A 15,298-nucleotide genomic window follows, 5' to 3' on the forward strand; every position below is an offset into this window, starting at 1 on the left:
GGGAATTTTCTGATTACGGCAGATTTTCGCTCACGTACCGCGCGTAACCATCACTTGTTGCAACCGGTGACAGTATAAGAATTTCGGGTTCGTCATAGGGATGTATTTCAATCAGCCGTTCCACGAGAGCCGAGAGGTGCTCAACCGTGGTCTTGAACTCGCAGCGGATCTCCGCATCCCGCTGGATTTCGCCATCCCACAAATAGACGCTGTTGATCTCTGTCAGATGCACGCAAACGGCGAACTGTTCCTCGATCAGCACGCGCGCCATGGTGTCCGCCACTTCCCGACTGGCGACAGTGGTCTGGACAATTGCGATCTCACCCGTCATCAACGCTTCCTTCCTTGAAGTGACGCGGCTGCCTCCGTACATGCCGACGTCCACCATGAAAACTGCTATCAGGAACTGCATCTGATCATGACCGATACCCCTGGCAATATGAACGAACCGACCGACACAGAGGCGTTCGACACTGCCGCAGATGAGGATTTCGGGGAGCCGATCCCGGAGCATCTGCGTGACGACGTTCTGGATGGAGCGCAAATCAAGCGTCTCGCCGAGGAGCGCATCGCAGAGCTGACCGCCGAGATCGAGGAGCACAAGGAACGTGCGCTGCGCCTCGGTGCCGAACTCGAAAATACCCGCCGCAGAGCCGAGCGTGAAAAGCAGGATGCGGCGCGTTACGGCATTTCCAGCTTTGCCCGCGATCTTCTGTCGGTGTCAGACAATTTCGCCCGTGCTCTTGAACTCGCGCCTGCCGACCCGACGGCCATGGATGCCGAGGCACTCAACGGCCTCCTGAATGGTCTGCGCATGACCGAAAAGGAATTGCTGACCGTTTTTGAGCGTAATGGCGTGAAACGGATCTTCCCCGAGGGCGAAAAATTCGACCCGAACGTGCACCAGGCTATTGCGCAGGTGCCCGGCGGCGGCGCACCGCGGGATACCGTCGTCAACGTCGTCGCGCCCGGCTTTCTGATCGGTGATCGGGTCATCCGTGCCGCCATGGTCACCGTGTCGACCGGGGCTGAGGCTGCCGAGCAGGCCTAACGCCCCATAAACCATTTTGCGGCCATGAAGAGGGATGCTCACGCGTCGCTTTTCATGGCCGTTTTCGTTTCGCCGCTGCCTGATGGCCAGCGCGGCGGGGGCGGCGTTTATCCTGTCGGCAGGGGCCGAGGAGGTCACCACGACGGGGCAGCAGGCATTGCTGATCGCCGATCGTCTGGTAACGGAAGGGCACTACGACGAGGCCGAACAGATCCTCCGCACCCTGGCGACGGGCGACGGCACCCTGTTCGACATGCGACCGGTCGACCGACTGGCGGCCAAGATCGCGTTGAAACGGGGCAATGAGGATCGTGCGCTGGACCTGCTCGAAGGCCTTGTCGCGTTCGACCCGGCCGATCACGCGACCCGGATGGACCTGATCCAGGTACTGATGAAAACAGGCCATGACCGCCGGGCTGCCCGACACCTGCGGCACCTCGAAAACTCCGATATTCCGGCTCCGCTGGCGGCGCTTGTGCGCAAGGAACAGGCCGTGATCGAGCAGCGCCGGACGGTGCGGTTCAGCGTCAATGCCGCCGCCGCGCCGAGCACCAATATCAATTCTGCGACGTCCAGTGAGACCTTCGACTTTCTCGGCTTCATTCCGCTGCCGCTGGATGATGAGGCGCGTGCCCAGTCCGGTATAGGCGTAAACTGGGGCGTGGGGGGCAGTTTCAGTCCGATCCTGACCCGGCGCTTGCGCGGTCACATGGCGGTGCGCGGATCGATGATGGATTACACCCATTCCAATTTTGACCAAGCGGGAGCAGGGGCAGAGATCGGCCTGCGCCTTGGTGGCCTTAACCCGCGCGGCCTGCGCGGCTCCGCGATCCTGTCTGCCAACCGGCGATTTTTTGGCGGTGATCCCTATGCTGACAGTGTCGGCCTGACCCTGACGGCAGAGCGTCTTCTGACAGAGCGCTGGGGGATGGGCATCCAGCTGTCGGCCGCCGAGGTGGACTATGATTTTCGGCCCGACCGCAATGGTCCTGTGCTCAGTGCAGGTGTGCAGAGCTTTTACGGTCTGACCCCCTCTCTCACGATCATGGCATCGACCTCGCTGACAAGGGAGGAGGCGGAGGCAAAGACGGAGTCGAACACCCAGTGGGCATACGGCTTGGGGGCCTACGCAACCCTGCCTGCGCATGTGCGGCTCGGCGTGTCGCCGACTTTCTACACGCGGGAATATGACGCCCTCTCAGGCTTCTATGGCCGACTTCGTGAGGATGAGACGCTGGATATCGCCGTGCGTCTGGCCAAGCTGGACTGGAGTGTGGCCGGGTTTTCGCCGTCGCTAAACTATCGCTACACGGATAATGATTCGACGATTTCCCTGTTCAGTTATGAGAAGCAGGGTGTCGATATCGGTTTCACCAGCTCGTTCTGAACGAGCGGAGAACGCAGCCGATCAGTCGTCTTTCTGCTTGCCGGTGAAGGCGCCAGAAGCATAGCTGACATCGTTTCCGAACTCAAACGTTCCGCCAATTTCATTGGCCACGGGGCCGAAGAAGGCGCCTTCGAACTCACCGACCGAATCGCCCCCGACTTCCGTCAGACTGCCTTCGAAGGTCGTCTCCGAGATCACGCCGCTGCCGATAAGATCCTTGTAGTCGAAGAACGTCGTCTCATTGCCGTTGTTGCCACCTTCTCGAATGATCGTGCCGAGGGTCAGGTCGAAAAGTCCGGTGAGAAAATTGACGTCCATCGTAACGCTTCCGGTCAGCGAACGGATAGAGTTGTTGGTCAGGACCGTCCCGACGATTTTGCCTTCATAGTCGACAGAGCCGGAGGTTGGCATTTCGCCCAGCGGCGTGCGGTGGCCAAAGATGAGGTGGACAACCTGCTCTTCGCCATTGTCGTAGAACTCGTAAAAGCTGCCAATCGCGACGGTTTCGGTCGACCGCTCCGGCCGTTCGTCATCGTCCATTTTCGTGGCTTCGTAATAGCCGTATCCATCGGGAATAGAATAGTAATACAAGAATTGATCGCAGCAATCGAGGTTGCTTTGCGCCGCGGCGATCAGATCTGCAGCTCTTTTCTGTTCGTCCTCGTTATCGGAGTCCTGCATTTCTTCCAGTTTGGTGGCGACGCTCTGCCAGTTGCTGTTTGCGTCAATGCCTTCAAGCGGCCAGCGGGCCGAAAAGCCGTTTGCGCCTGAAGCATAGAATTTGGCGACCGCGGCATTGTCCTGCAGAATGTCTTGAGGTGTTTGCAGCAGAATATCGTACAGGCGTTGATCTATAGAACCTGCATCGGTTTCGATCTCAAAATGAAATTCATTCAGGGCTGCGTTGTACGTCATGGTATTGCCGCTACCGAACGTTTCGCTGCCGTCGCTGTCGCGAACCAGACCGTTCGGACCGTTCCCAAAGGGTCCGGGGTCACCATCCTCAGCAAAGTCGGCACGGAAAGCCGTGACGACCAGATCAAATTCTTCATCAACCGCGCGCGCTTGACCCGGAGAGCCGAACGACAGGTCGGAGAGCAGCAGGTTGCGTTGGGGAGCGACGACGCCCGAATCTTCAAAACGGATCGGATCGGTGCTGTCCGGTGTCCCGGAGCTGGCGCATGCAACAAGGCCACAGGCGGCCAAGGCCACTACCGAAAAATGGTCAACGCGCATGATGGGCAATCCCTCGAACCACAAGAAAATTCGCCATTTTCTAGCGCATTGAGGTGAACAGCCCTTTAAGCCGACAAGCGAAAGGACAGTGCAAATTTTCCTGCGCGAGGAAGGGGGCAGACCTGTTGAAGGCGTGATGAGGGCTCCTTATATCCGGCGCGGACCAAGAGGATTAACCTCACCCACACACCTCGAAGAGGCTGCAACATTGGTGGCTTTGGTGGTGACAAGCGTTGTCGCTGCCGTTACGAGCACCGATCCCGCGGCTTGCTGATTATGGAGAATGTACATGGCCAAAGTGATTGGCATCGACCTTGGAACGACCAACTCCTGCGTAGCAGTGATGGAAGGCAAAGAAGCCAAAGTCATTGAGAACGCAGAAGGGAACCGCACCACACCATCCGTTGTGGCCTTCAACGAAAGCGGTGAGCGCCTGATCGGCCAGCCCGCCGTGCGTCAGGCCGTGACCAACCCGAACAACACCTTTTATGCGATCAAGCGTCTGATCGGTCGTAACTTCAACGATCCCACGGTCAAGAAAGACCAGGGCATGGTGCCTTATGAGATCGTCAAAGGTGACAATGGCGACGCATGGGTTTCTTCCCGCGGCGAAAACTACGCCCCCTCGCAGATTTCCGCCTTCGTCCTTACCAAGATGAAGGAAACGGCTGAGAACTATCTGGGCGAGCCTGTGACCCAGGCCGTCATCACGGTTCCCGCCTACTTTAACGACGCCCAGCGTCAGGCCACGAAAGACGCCGGCAAGATCGCTGGCCTTGAGGTTCTGCGCATCATCAACGAGCCGACAGCCGCTGCGCTGGCCTATGGCCTCGACAAGCAGGAAGGCAAGACGATTGCCGTCTATGACCTTGGTGGTGGTACGTTCGATATTTCGGTGCTCGAGATTGGCGACGGCGTCTTCGAAGTGAAGGCGACCAATGGTGACACCTTCCTTGGGGGTGAAGACTTTGACCTTCGCATCGTCGATTACCTCGCTGATACCTTCAAGAAGGATCAGGGCATCGACCTGCGCCAGGACAAGCTGGCCCTCCAGCGCCTGCGTGAGGAAGCCGAAAAGGCTAAGAAAGAGCTGTCGTCCGCTTCTGAGTATGAAGTGAACCTGCCCTACATCACGGCCGATGCGTCGGGTCCGAAACACCTCAACGTGAAACTGAGCCGCGCCAAGCTGGAAAGCCTGGTTGAGGATCTGGTCAAGCGGACGATCGAGCCCTGTAAAGCGGCCCTGAAAGATGCGGGTGTGAACCCGAGCGACATCGACGAAGTGGTTCTGGTCGGCGGGATGACCCGCATGCCGAAGATCCAGGAAGTCGTGAAGCAGTTCTTTGGCAAGGATCCGCACAAGGGTGTGAACCCGGACGAAGTTGTGGCCAAGGGTGCCGCGATCCAGGCCGGCGTTCTGCAGGGTGACGTGAAAGACGTCCTGCTGCTCGACGTGACGCCACTGTCGCTGGGGATCGAAACCCTGGGCGGTGTCTTCACCCGCCTGATCGACCGGAACACGACCATTCCGACCAAGAAATCCCAGGTCTTCTCGACCGCCGAAGACAATCAGTCTGCCGTGACCATTCGCGTCGCGCAGGGTGAGCGTGAGATGGCGGCCGACAACAAGATGCTGGGCCAGTTCGACCTGACCTCCATCCCGCCTGCACCGCGCGGTGTGCCGCAGATCGAGGTGACCTTCGACATCGACGCCAACGGCATCGTGAACGTCTCGGCGAAGGACAAGGCAACGGGCAAGGAACAGTCGATCCGCATTCAGGCCTCTGGCGGTCTGTCCGACGCCGATATCGAACAGATGGTCAAGGACGCCGAAGCCAATGCGGATGCGGACAAGCAGCGCCGCGAACGCGTCGAAGCCAAGAACCAGGGCGAAAGCCTGATCCACTCCACCGAAAGCTCCCTGAAAGAGCATGGTGAGAAGATCGGCGACGCCGACAAGAAGGCCATCGAAGACGCGATTGCCGAGCTGAAGACCGTCGTCGAAAAAGACGATTCGTCCGCGGACGACATTAACGCCAAGGTTCAGGCCCTGGCCACGGCGTCGATGAAGCTGGGCGAGGCGATCTATGGCGAAGGCAATGCCGACGCTGAAGATCAGGCCGCTGCGGCAGACGCTGCCCGCGACGCGGCGCAGGATGCCGAAATCGTCGATGCCGACTATGAAGAAGTCGACGGCGACGAAAAGAAATAAACGTTAAGTATGACGTGCGAGGAAAAGCCCGGCTCCGGCCGGGCTTTTTTGTATCTTCGACTTGTTATTTATCGAAAAACGATATATGAACGACGCGGGTGAGGGAGCGCAGCGTGTCGAAATTTCTTAGCATTAGTGCCGCGATTTGGTACATTCCCGTCCTTGTCGGGCAATGGATATTTGCGGCCTATATTATCCACACCTATGGCGGCAGCCTCCTGTCAAACGACCTGCTGGCGTGGAATGAACATCTCGCCAACGCCTATGTCCCTGGTAATCATTTGGGCAACGTTGTCGTTGGATCTCATCTCTTCCTTGGCCTGATTGCCCATCTAGGAGGACCACTTCAGTTGGTCCCTTCCGTGCGAAAACGTTTCCCGACATTTCACCATTGGAACGGTCGGATTTTTGTAGTTGCTGCGATTCTAGCCGTATTTGCAGGTCTCTACATGCTGTTCGTTAGAGATATCGGCGCGTGGGCAATGCGGCTGGGATTTCTGTTGCAGTCGCTATTCATCCTGATCTTCGCCTATGCCACCCTGCAGAACGCCATCGCGCGACGGTTCGCCGTCCATCGGCGATGGGCGACGCGACTTTTCCTGGCGGCCAGCGCTGTCTGGTTCTTCCGGGTCTTTGTGATGGTATGGTTCGTTACTACCGGTGGCGTCGGTATTGATACCAATACGGGTTCCGGATGGTTTCTGGATGCCATGGCAGCCCTGCAGTTCTTGCCGCTCGTGGGCTATGAGGTCTATTTGAGGGTCGAAGCATCGCGTCGAAACAGTGCTAAATTTGCAGCATCTCTCTTTCTCCTCGTCGCTGCGGTCGCAATGGCGGTGGGCGTCACGGTAGCCACGTTGGGAATGTGGTTCCCGAACCTGTAGGCTTTGCGACCTTTGGGCTGCGATAAGGCGAGAGTACTCACTATCCGCTCGAAGAGATTTACGCCTCATCCTCTTGGCGGTTTGGTTGCCATGCGCCGCCGGGATTTGAGAGCGCTTTGACGCCTTTCGCCAAAACCAAGTCAACAAAATGCCTGGCTTCGGCGGGGCTTTTTTGTCTCCGTAGAAAGTAGTAGGCGACCCGCAAAAACAACCCACTAGGGTGGTTAACCTAATAAAAATAATGACTTGTGTATTTTAGCTGTCCGGTGCTTTCTTGGTGAAAGTATTACAGTAGGGGGTTTCCCAATAAAGTTCGGGTCTATCGTCGCTGCTGCTGCTGCATCTCTTGTCATGGGCGCCGCCAGCGCCGCCACGGCCACACTGGACGTAGCGTTCACCGCATCGGGTTTCACCGACTTTGTCGGAACTGACACGTCACCGGTCGATTCCGTCAATGGCACATTCTCGGTCACCTATGAAGAATCGACCAGACCAGGTCTGCGGACAGTACTGGATTATTCTCTGTCCCTGATGATCGACGGTTATCTGTTCGATGAGACGAACACGACGCTGTTCACCTTTGGTTTTATTGGCGATGACTTTGTTGCGCGGTTTGGCGGTAATGTGAACGGTACGACTACCTCTTCTCCGTTTACCAACGACATTCAGATCGATTTTCGCCAGGCCGGCGGTTCGGAGCTGTTTTTCCGGACATCCGGTCTGTTCGGCGCCTTCCGCTCAACGAACATCACGTTAGAGCTCGGTGGCCCTGCTGACGCGGTGCCTGTCCCTGCTGCTGCGCTCCTGTTCGCCCCTGCGCTCGGCGGCCTCGTGGTCGCCTGTCGTCGCAAGGCAGCAATAGCCTGATCACCGACAGATCAACACCAAAGGCGCTCCTTCGGGAGCGCCTTTTTTGTTTGTAACCTGCTGGTCGGCTGACCCGAAGATCTGCCCATCGACGCCTTGATGAGACATCTCACCGTGAAATCTGCGCTCCTTCTTGCCCTCCGGGCTTCCACCGGCCTGTTGCTTGTTATTTGGGGCAGCATGAAGCTGATGAACCCCGCGGCGGGACCCCATCTGTCCGAGCGCTATTATGGCGGCCTCCTGAGCGATGCTTCCATCCAGACGGGTCTGGCCGTGGCAGAGGTCGGCCTGGGTGTGCTCGTCATCCTCGGGGCATTGCGGTTCATCGTCTATCCGCTTCAGGCCCTGGCTCTCGGGTGCGGCGCGATCGCGATCTGGCGACACCTCGCTGATCCACTTGGCCTCTATCTGTGGACAGGGGAGGCGGAGCCGACACTGCTGTTCTTCCCTTCCACTACCGTGTTCGTCGCGTCCCTGATCATGCTGGCCTTCCGGCGTGAGGACCGTCTGTCGCTCGATCGCCTTCTCCACCAAGGGTGATGTCCGCCGTCATTCTGACGGGACAAACCGCCGAAGAAAAAATGCTCGTTTCGGTAACAGAACGAGGATAGCGCCTCCTTGACCGCTCGTGCGCCTCTGCCAATATGAAAATCATGGGAGAGCGGAACTTCAATAAGGACGAAGATCTCGGAACCGGCGCCGAATGGTCGTCGGCCGATGAGTTTTTTCGGTTTGAGGCGGAACGGCTCAATGCGCAGAGCACCAAGCCGCTGACCCAATTCATTAAATATCGGCCTTTCGACCAATCGGCGAGGCAGGCGCCTTATGTGCCCGAGACAAAGTGGATCCCGGTTCGCCAGGACGTGGTACCCACTCCGGCCCGCCGCGGTTTAATGCCAGCCCGATGGCCGCGTTGTCCTTCCTGCGGCGGAACCATCTCGCCCGACGAATTCACTGAAGTGTATCTTTACACAGGTCTGTGGCGAAAGACGCGACGTCAGTACAATCGTCGAGCCTCGACTCCCGTGAATTGCCCGCATTGCAAGGTGTTGCTCGCCTACCGCGCTCGATTCGAGAATTTCGAATTCGCGCTGCCTCTTTTGATCGCGGTCGCCGCAGCGTTTCTTGCTGATGTCATAATGGGGTTGCCGTCCTGGCCCGAGGGGTGGCCACACGGGGCGGAAACCATCGTGATCCTGTCGGCGAGCGTGTTCGGGGTGACCGACCGCCTTCAGCGGCGGCTGACGGTCATTCGCCGTTGAAATAACTGCATCCCCGCCCCCGGTTCCCTTTCGTCCAAGAAGCCGTTAATGGGATCGACTTTGACCCCGCAAAGGCGCGCGGGCGTCTTGCGAATTGCCGCTCTCCCACCCACCTACCGGTGTTGAGAGACAACACTGACAGTTGGACTGAAGTTTTTGCATGGCACAGGACTATTACTCACTTCTGGGCGTTGAGCGCAGTGCCGACGGGGCCGCGATCAAGTCCGCTTTTCGTAAGCAGGCAATGAAATACCATCCCGACCGCAATCCGGGGGATGCCGCTGCCGAGGCGAAATTCAAGGAAATGAATGAAGCCTATGAGGTGCTCTCGGATGAGCAGAAGCGGGCCGCCTATGACCGCTTTGGTCACGCCGCCTTTGAACAGGGTGGTATGAACGGCGCCGGTCGCGGTGGACCGGGCGGCTTCTCATCGGGTGCGTTCTCGGATGTGTTCGAGGATATCTTTGGCGAGTTCATGGGCGGCGGTCGGGGCCGCGCCCGCCAGCAGTCTGGCCGCGGGGCTGACCTGAAATATGAAATGGAAATCTCGCTGCGCGACGCTTTTGATGGCGTGAAGCAGGACATCACCGTGCCGTCCTCTGAAGCGTGTGAGACATGCGTGGGGTCTGGCGCGAAGCCGGGGACGAAGCCGAGCACCTGCTCAACCTGTGGCGGCGCAGGCCGCGTACGCATGCAGCAGGGCTTCTTCACGGTCGAGCGGGTGTGTCCCGCCTGTCAGGGCAATGGTGAGGTGATCACCGAACCCTGCGATGATTGCGGTGGCCAGGGGCGGATCCGCACCGATCGCACCTTGCAGGTGGAAATTCCCGGCGGGGTCGAGGATGGGACGCGCATCCGCCTGACCGGACAGGGGGAGGCGGGTGTGCGTGGCGCCCCGTTTGGTGATCTGTATCTTTTCGTTCGCGTGGCCGATCACGAACTTTTCGAGCGGGACGGGCCTGACCTTTACTGCGACGTGCATGTGCCCATGGCGACAGCCGCCTTGGGCGGTGAGGTCGAGGCGCCGACGATTGACGGCGGCCGAGTGAAAATCAAGGTGCCCGAAGGCGCCCAGACCGGCCGGAAGTTCCGCCTGCGCGGGCAGGGCATGTCCCAGCTGCGCCGCAAGACGCGGGGCGACATGTTCGTTGACCTGAAGGTTGAGACACCGACCAACCTGACGCCGCGGCAGAAGGAGCTGCTGAAGGAATTCTGTGCCGAGGGGGCGGGCAATGACTGTCCCCAGTCGAATAATTTCTTCCACAAGGCCAAGGACTTTTGGGACAATATCCGCGATGCGGGAGCGAATAATTGACCCGGATTCTCGTATCCGGGCCGTCGGGCCGTATGGGGCAACAGGTCTATCGGGCTGTTGAACTTGATGAGGACAGTGTCTTCTCCGGCTTTCTTTGCGATCCATCGACGCCGACGGGTGGACCCGTGTTTCCCGACGTCAATCAGGCGCCGCCGGCCGATGTGCTGATCGACTTCACCCTGCCCAAGGCGGCGGCGCAATTTGCGACCGCCTGTTCGGCCAAGGGCGTGGCCCTCGTCACGGGCACGACCGGGCTTGATGCTGATCAGCAGGCGACGGTGGAGCGCGCGGCGAAGTATATCCCCATCGTGCAGGCCGGTAATTTCTCGCTCGGCGTCAACGTGCTGACCGCATTGGTCGAGCAGGCCGCGGGGCTGCTCAAAGATTTTGATATCGAAATTACCGAGGCTCACCATCGATTTAAGGTCGATGCCCCGTCGGGGACGGCGCTGATGCTGGGTCATGCGGCGGCGGCAGGCCGTGATGTCGAGCTCGACGCAGCGGCGGTCTACGCCCGTGAAGGCCAGACCGGTGCACGGCAGGAAGGCCAGATCGGCTTCTCAGTCATCCGCGGCGGCGGCATCATCGGTGACCACGATGTGTCACTGATTAGCGAAACAGAGCAGGTGACCCTCTCGCACCGAGCGCTGGACCGGTCGCTCTTCGCCAAGGGCGCGCTCGTCGCCGCCAAATGGGCCAAGGGGCGTGCGCCCGGCCTTTATTCGATGCGCGATGTTCTCGGCATGGGACAAGCCGCCGACTAGCGCTGAATGGCGGATCCGCTAAGCTGTCCCCTGATATTGCGCGATGAGGGACGTCGATGATCAAACCTGTATTTTCTCTACTGGTACTGCTGGCAGCATGTAGCAGTGAAACCACGGTGACCGCGTCCCTGGGCAGCGATAAGCCGCCCGCCGCTGTTCCTGCCGCGCCCGCAATGACGGCCGGTGACCTTGCAGAGAAATATCGTGCCGGCGACCTGACCGTAGAAGAGGCTGTGCAGGCCTATCTCGACCGGATTGCTGCGCTCGATGATCAGGGCCCGGCACTTCAGGCGGTACTGACGCTCAACCCCAATGCTCTTGAAGACGCCCGTGCGGTTGATGCCGAGGCGGCGGAGACCGGGTGGCGCGGACCACTTCACGGCGTCCCTGTTCTGATCAAGGACAATGTCGAAACGCTCGACATGCCCACGACGGCAGGGTCACGCGCATTGAGCGACAACATGACTGAACGCGATGCGCCGATTGTGGCGCGCCTGCGGGCTGAAGGCGCCATCATCCTTGGCAAGACGAATTTGAGCGAATGGGCCAATTTCCGGTCGGAAGACTCGATCAGTGGCTGGAGCGGCCTCGGCGGACAGACCCGCAATCCGTACAGCCTTGACCGGTCGCCTTGCGGCTCGTCATCGGGCTCCGGTGCCGCCGCCGCCGCCATGCTGGCGCCCCTGACAATCGGTACAGAGACAAATGGATCAATCATCTGTCCATCGACCATGAACGGCATCGTCGGGTTTAAACCAACCGTTGGCCTTCTGCCGCGGACGCACATTGTGCCGATTTCTTCCACTCAGGACACGGCCGGCCCGATGACACGTTCTGTCCGTGATGCTGCGATCATGCTGACCGCCATGGCGGGCACGGATGAAGTGGACACCGCCTCGGCCGATTCGGACAGCAATAAAACCGACTATGCCGCAGCCCTGACCGATGATCTGACGGGTGTGCGGATCGGCGTCATGCGCTTTGCCACCGGCGATGTGCCGGAGGTATCCGCAGCGTTTGACGAAGCCCTCTCCGTGCTTGAGGAAGCGGGCGCTGTACTCGTCGATGTGGAGAAAAAAGACACGCCGGATGATCTGGGCGCGAATGAATATCTGGTGCTGAAGGCTGAGTTCAAGGCGACGCTCAATGACTACCTCGCCAATGCCGCGCCGGGTGTCGAAAGCCGTTCGCTGGCAGATCTGATCGCCTTCAACGACGCGGATGAGCGCGAGCTGGTTCTGTTCGACCAGTCGATCTTCACCCAGTCTGAGGAGCTGCCCGGTCTTGAGGATGAAACCTATCAGACGGCGCTTGCGTCGATCCTGAAAGCAACGCGTGAGGACGGTATCGACGACATGCTGACATCGAATGATGTCGACGTCCTTGTCGCGCCGACGCTGCCGGCGGCCTTCCTGATCGATGCTGTCTATGGCGACAATTACGACAATAAGGGTGTGGGCCTCGGCTGGATGGCGGCGATTGCCGGTTATCCACATATCACCGTGCCGATGGGGTCGCACCGGGGATTGCCCGTCGGGCTCAGCGTGATGGCTGGAAAATGGCAGGACACAGACGTTCTAAATGTCGGATACAATTACGAGCAGCGCAGCGAAAAGATCATGACACCGACATTCGCCCGCGGCCCGATGGATGTTGAGGCGACATCGGCGGCGGTGACAACCTGGCAGGATACAGATGGGCAATAATTACGGCCTCATCGCTGTCGGCGTTCTCGCGCTTTTCCTCATCGTCATGGGTTTTCGGGCGACGGATGATGAGGGGCGTTTCACGGTCGGCGCGACGTCGGGCATTGATGCGCCCAAGGTGGTGCGGACGACCGGCGGGACGGAAGAGATCCTGATCCGACGCTCCATGAACGGCTCGTTCCTGACCGAAGCGCGATTTGACGGCACACGGATCAATGTTCTGGTCGACACCGGTGCGACGACGACTGTCCTGCGCGAGAGCGACGCAAACCGCGTCGGGATCAGGCCCGGCCGATGGGCGTTCACCCATTCGGTGTCCACGGCCAATGGCACTATCATGGCAGCGCGCGATACCGTGCGGGATGTGGAAATCGGCTACGCCTATTTTGGCGATGTTGGCATCATGATCCTGCCGGACGACAAGCTGGATATCAGTCTGCTCGGCATGAATGTCATTTCTCAATTCGACCGTGTAGAAATGACCGCCGAGGGGCTACGCCTGACGCTTGACCGGTGACGCTTCACCTTCGCGCAAGGGCTGCATCAGACGCGGCAGGTCACCAAGGTCAGCGCCGGCATGGCGCATGAAGGCGCGGCGGGCCGGGTCGATCGCGTTGACGATGCCCAGGCCGAAACTGCGAGCCATGCGCACGGGCGCCAGATCGTTTGAGAACAGATGGTTCATGGCGTCGGTGCCGAGCGACATGGTGCCAGCATCAAAGCCGCGCCACCGCGCGTATTTCTCCAGCATCGTACCGTGCCCGACATCGAGGCCCGCGCCGGCGGTCTCTGCCACGACATCGGCCATCGCGGCGATATCCTTGACGCCCAGATTGAACCCCTGGCCCGCGATCGGATGAATGGAGTGGGCGGCATCCCCCGCCAACGCGAAACGGTCTCCGACAGGATGGGGCGCAAAGATCAGACTAAGGGGATAGATCGCCCGGTCCGACACCAGCCTGATATCGCCCAGATGGTCGCCGATGCGTTGCCTCGCGGCGGCCAGAACCTGACTCTCATCAAGCGCCATGAAGGCGTCGGCTGTCGCCGCGTCTTCGGTCCAGACGATAGAGGATCGGTTGCCCTGCATGGGCAGAATGGCAAACGGTCCGGAAGGATAGAACATCTCATGGGCGACGCCGCCATGGGGCAGGTCGTGCTTCACGTTGAAGATGATTGCCTTTTGATCATAGGGCCGCCGTATTGTTCTGATGCCAAAACGATCACGGAGGCGTGAGAACTTTCCGTCACAGGCGATCAGCAATTGCGCCGCCACCGTGTCACCCTCGCTGAGCGTGAGGATCGTACGACCGGTGGTGGGTTCAACGCTGCTGACGCCCTGACCGAAAATGGTGGTGATCCGCTCATTGGCTTCGACCCGCTCAGCAAACAGCGTGTTCATGGCCGCATTCTCAACAATGTGACCCAGGGGGGAGCCATCTTTGCCCGGTGTCAGCAGTGTCGATGGAAAATGCAGGTGATGGCCCGCGCGTCGTCCGGGCCGAAAGCGGTCGGCGGGTGCACCATTCGTGACTACGATATCGGTGATTTCCCCAGCGTCGGCCGCGAGCGGTTCCCACAGGTCCAGACGCTGGAACAGGCGGACACTCGCAAAGGCGAGGGCGGTTGTTCGGCCGTCACGGATGCTGCCATTTTGGGGGGCCGGATCGATCAGAATGACATCCTGCCCGGTATGTGCCAGCGCCAGGGCCATCAACCGGCCGGTCAGACCGGCCCCTGCAATCGCGATATCAGCTTTGTGTTCCATGCCTTCCGACATAGGCCGCACTTGGCGCCTTGTCAGGTCCCATCTGGTCGCGGGGCAAGGCGGATGACCGTCTTGACCATCAGGCGAAAGAGCGCCGCGCGACGCGCCATGGCCCCATCGGCAAAATCGCGCCCCAGTACCTGATGCCCCACATAAACCGCATACTCGATCTCCGCGAGTTCCCGGGCCTGAACGGCATCGGTCTTGCCGGCATAGAGACTGGCGATCGTGTCGATCCGTGCCGCATCAGTTTCAGCAATAGCGTCCTGGGCGGCGGTATTGATATGGGCCAGACGCCGCATACCGGTCTCAAGGGCCGGATCGGTACGGGCAGACAGATAGTCCAGCAGGACAATGGACTCCCGGCGGTTCTGAACCGCCGATAGCGCGGCGGCAACGCTTGCGCGGTGGCTTGCGCGCCAGCGCTCGAGAAGGGCGTCGATAAACGCCTGCTGATCGTGGAAATGATGGTAGAAGGACCCCTTGCTGCGTCCCGCGACCTCGCAAAGCCGTTCGATCTTGAGGCTGTCCGGGCCAGACGCCGCCAGCGATGTCAGGCCCAGATCAACCCAGTGCTCACGTCGCCATCGGGCCGGGGGCAGCGGGGGGGCGATCTGATTTTCACAAGGGGCGGTGATGCTCATTTTCGGGTCCGGAACGAACGGCAGACTGCCGACCATACGGTACGGTATGTGAACAAACCCCTTTTAACGCGCCGATGACGGGTTCAAATTTGCGCTGTAAAATCACCGGCAATTCGTCAACTTTTTCGGTGAGCGTAAAGAACGCTTAACCCTGTGCCCCCCAAAACTGGGCCTTGCGTGTGTCCCCGTTAACGAACTGATT

The 15,298-nt window shown here is 59.6% G+C and carries 15 protein-coding genes; 11 read left to right on the forward strand and 4 right to left on the reverse strand.

Going from position 1 to position 15,298, the window contains the following annotated elements; all coding sequences use genetic code 11:
• Positions 1-13 precede the first annotated feature (13 nt).
• Positions 14-331, reverse strand: coding sequence for a divalent-cation tolerance protein CutA (cutA, locus tag RUI03_RS14620; protein ID WP_317288206.1), 318 nt, complete (start codon positions 329-331; stop codon positions 14-16).
• A gap of 87 nt (positions 332-418) precedes the next feature.
• Between cutA and grpE the strand changes: the two genes are divergently transcribed.
• Positions 419-1,051, forward strand: a complete 633-nt coding sequence (grpE, locus tag RUI03_RS14625; protein WP_317288207.1) for a nucleotide exchange factor GrpE — start codon at positions 419-421, stop codon at positions 1,049-1,051.
• Positions 1,052-1,085: 34 nt separating this feature from the next.
• The gene (locus RUI03_RS14630; RefSeq protein WP_317288208.1) at positions 1,086-2,438 is read left to right on the forward strand and encodes a surface lipoprotein assembly modifier; all 1,353 of its coding nucleotides are present in this window, start codon (positions 1,086-1,088) and stop codon (positions 2,436-2,438) included.
• Between the two features lie 21 nt (positions 2,439-2,459).
• On the opposite strand, the gene RUI03_RS14635 is transcribed toward RUI03_RS14630, so the two are convergent.
• Positions 2,460-3,674 (reverse strand): transferrin-binding protein-like solute binding protein, encoded by a 1,215-nt coding sequence (locus RUI03_RS14635; protein ID WP_317288209.1) that lies wholly within the window; start codon positions 3,672-3,674, stop codon positions 2,460-2,462.
• Between the two features lie 289 nt (positions 3,675-3,963).
• Between RUI03_RS14635 and dnaK the strand changes: the two genes are divergently transcribed.
• From dnaK to RUI03_RS14680, 9 genes are all read left to right on the forward strand, one after another.
• Positions 3,964-5,886 (forward strand): molecular chaperone DnaK, encoded by a 1,923-nt coding sequence (gene dnaK, locus RUI03_RS14640; RefSeq protein ID WP_317288210.1) that lies wholly within the window; start codon positions 3,964-3,966, stop codon positions 5,884-5,886.
• A 113-nt stretch (positions 5,887-5,999) separates the two neighbouring features.
• Complete coding sequence (locus RUI03_RS14645) at positions 6,000-6,770, forward strand: DUF2306 domain-containing protein (protein ID WP_317288211.1); 771 nt, start codon at positions 6,000-6,002, stop codon at positions 6,768-6,770.
• Between the two features lie 351 nt (positions 6,771-7,121).
• Positions 7,122-7,637: a hypothetical protein gene (locus RUI03_RS14650; RefSeq protein WP_317288212.1), complete on the forward strand. Its 516-nt coding sequence runs from the start codon at positions 7,122-7,124 to the stop codon at positions 7,635-7,637.
• Positions 7,638-7,751: 114 nt separating this feature from the next.
• Positions 7,752-8,177 carry a hypothetical protein gene (locus RUI03_RS14655; protein WP_317288213.1) on the forward strand — a complete coding sequence of 142 codons (426 nt, stop codon included), beginning with the start codon at positions 7,752-7,754 and terminating at the stop codon, positions 8,175-8,177.
• 113 nt (positions 8,178-8,290) lie between these two features.
• Entirely contained in the window at positions 8,291-8,899 is a 609-nt protein-coding gene (locus tag RUI03_RS14660) for a hypothetical protein (protein WP_317288214.1), read from the forward strand.
• 160 nt (positions 8,900-9,059) lie between these two features.
• Positions 9,060-10,214: a molecular chaperone DnaJ gene (gene dnaJ / locus RUI03_RS14665; RefSeq protein ID WP_317288215.1), complete on the forward strand. Its 1,155-nt coding sequence runs from the start codon at positions 9,060-9,062 to the stop codon at positions 10,212-10,214.
• On the forward strand, positions 10,211-10,978 hold the full coding sequence (gene dapB, locus RUI03_RS14670) for a 4-hydroxy-tetrahydrodipicolinate reductase (RefSeq protein ID WP_317288216.1): 768 nt from the start codon (positions 10,211-10,213) through the stop codon (positions 10,976-10,978). The genes dnaJ and dapB overlap by 4 nt, the downstream gene beginning before the upstream one ends.
• Positions 10,979-11,034: 56 nt before the next feature.
• Positions 11,035-12,684, forward strand: a complete 1,650-nt coding sequence (locus RUI03_RS14675) for an amidase (RefSeq protein WP_317288217.1) — start codon at positions 11,035-11,037, stop codon at positions 12,682-12,684.
• Positions 12,674-13,201: a TIGR02281 family clan AA aspartic protease gene (locus RUI03_RS14680; RefSeq protein WP_317288218.1), complete on the forward strand. Its 528-nt coding sequence runs from the start codon at positions 12,674-12,676 to the stop codon at positions 13,199-13,201. The genes RUI03_RS14675 and RUI03_RS14680 overlap by 11 nt, the downstream gene beginning before the upstream one ends.
• On the opposite strand, the gene RUI03_RS14685 is transcribed toward RUI03_RS14680, so the two are convergent.
• Positions 13,178-14,452 (reverse strand): FAD-dependent monooxygenase, encoded by a 1,275-nt coding sequence (locus tag RUI03_RS14685; protein ID WP_317288219.1) that lies wholly within the window; start codon positions 14,450-14,452, stop codon positions 13,178-13,180. The two genes, RUI03_RS14680 and RUI03_RS14685, sit on opposite strands and share 24 nt — an antisense overlap.
• Positions 14,453-14,484: 32 nt before the next feature.
• Entirely contained in the window at positions 14,485-15,096 is a 612-nt protein-coding gene (locus RUI03_RS14690) for a TetR/AcrR family transcriptional regulator (protein ID WP_317288220.1), read from the reverse strand.
• Positions 15,097-15,298 lie beyond the last annotated feature (202 nt).

The sequence above is a fragment of the Parvularcula sp. LCG005 genome (genome assembly GCF_032930845.1).
GTDB lineage: Bacteria > Pseudomonadota > Alphaproteobacteria > Caulobacterales > Parvularculaceae > Parvularcula.

Excerpts from the sequence above, each read along its gene's own strand:
- cutA (WP_317288206.1), bottom strand. The coding sequence starts at position 331 with ATGACGGGTGAGATCGCAATTGTCCAGACCACTGTCGCCAGTCGGGAA.
- grpE (WP_317288207.1), top strand. The coding sequence starts at position 419 with ATGACCGATACCCCTGGCAATATGAACGAACCGACCGACACAGAGGCG.
- RUI03_RS14630 (WP_317288208.1), top strand. The coding sequence starts at position 1,086 with ATGCTCACGCGTCGCTTTTCATGGCCGTTTTCGTTTCGCCGCTGCCTG.
- RUI03_RS14635 (WP_317288209.1), bottom strand. The coding sequence starts at position 3,674 with ATGCGCGTTGACCATTTTTCGGTAGTGGCCTTGGCCGCCTGTGGCCTT.
- dnaK (WP_317288210.1), top strand. The coding sequence starts at position 3,964 with ATGGCCAAAGTGATTGGCATCGACCTTGGAACGACCAACTCCTGCGTA.
- RUI03_RS14650 (WP_317288212.1), top strand. The coding sequence starts at position 7,122 with ATGGGCGCCGCCAGCGCCGCCACGGCCACACTGGACGTAGCGTTCACC.
- RUI03_RS14660 (WP_317288214.1), top strand. The coding sequence starts at position 8,291 with ATGGGAGAGCGGAACTTCAATAAGGACGAAGATCTCGGAACCGGCGCC.
- dnaJ (WP_317288215.1), top strand. The coding sequence starts at position 9,060 with ATGGCACAGGACTATTACTCACTTCTGGGCGTTGAGCGCAGTGCCGAC.
- RUI03_RS14675 (WP_317288217.1), top strand. The coding sequence starts at position 11,035 with ATGATCAAACCTGTATTTTCTCTACTGGTACTGCTGGCAGCATGTAGC.
- RUI03_RS14680 (WP_317288218.1), top strand. The coding sequence starts at position 12,674 with ATGGGCAATAATTACGGCCTCATCGCTGTCGGCGTTCTCGCGCTTTTC.
- RUI03_RS14685 (WP_317288219.1), bottom strand. The coding sequence starts at position 14,452 with ATGGAACACAAAGCTGATATCGCGATTGCAGGGGCCGGTCTGACCGGC.
- RUI03_RS14690 (WP_317288220.1), bottom strand. The coding sequence starts at position 15,096 with ATGAGCATCACCGCCCCTTGTGAAAATCAGATCGCCCCCCCGCTGCCC.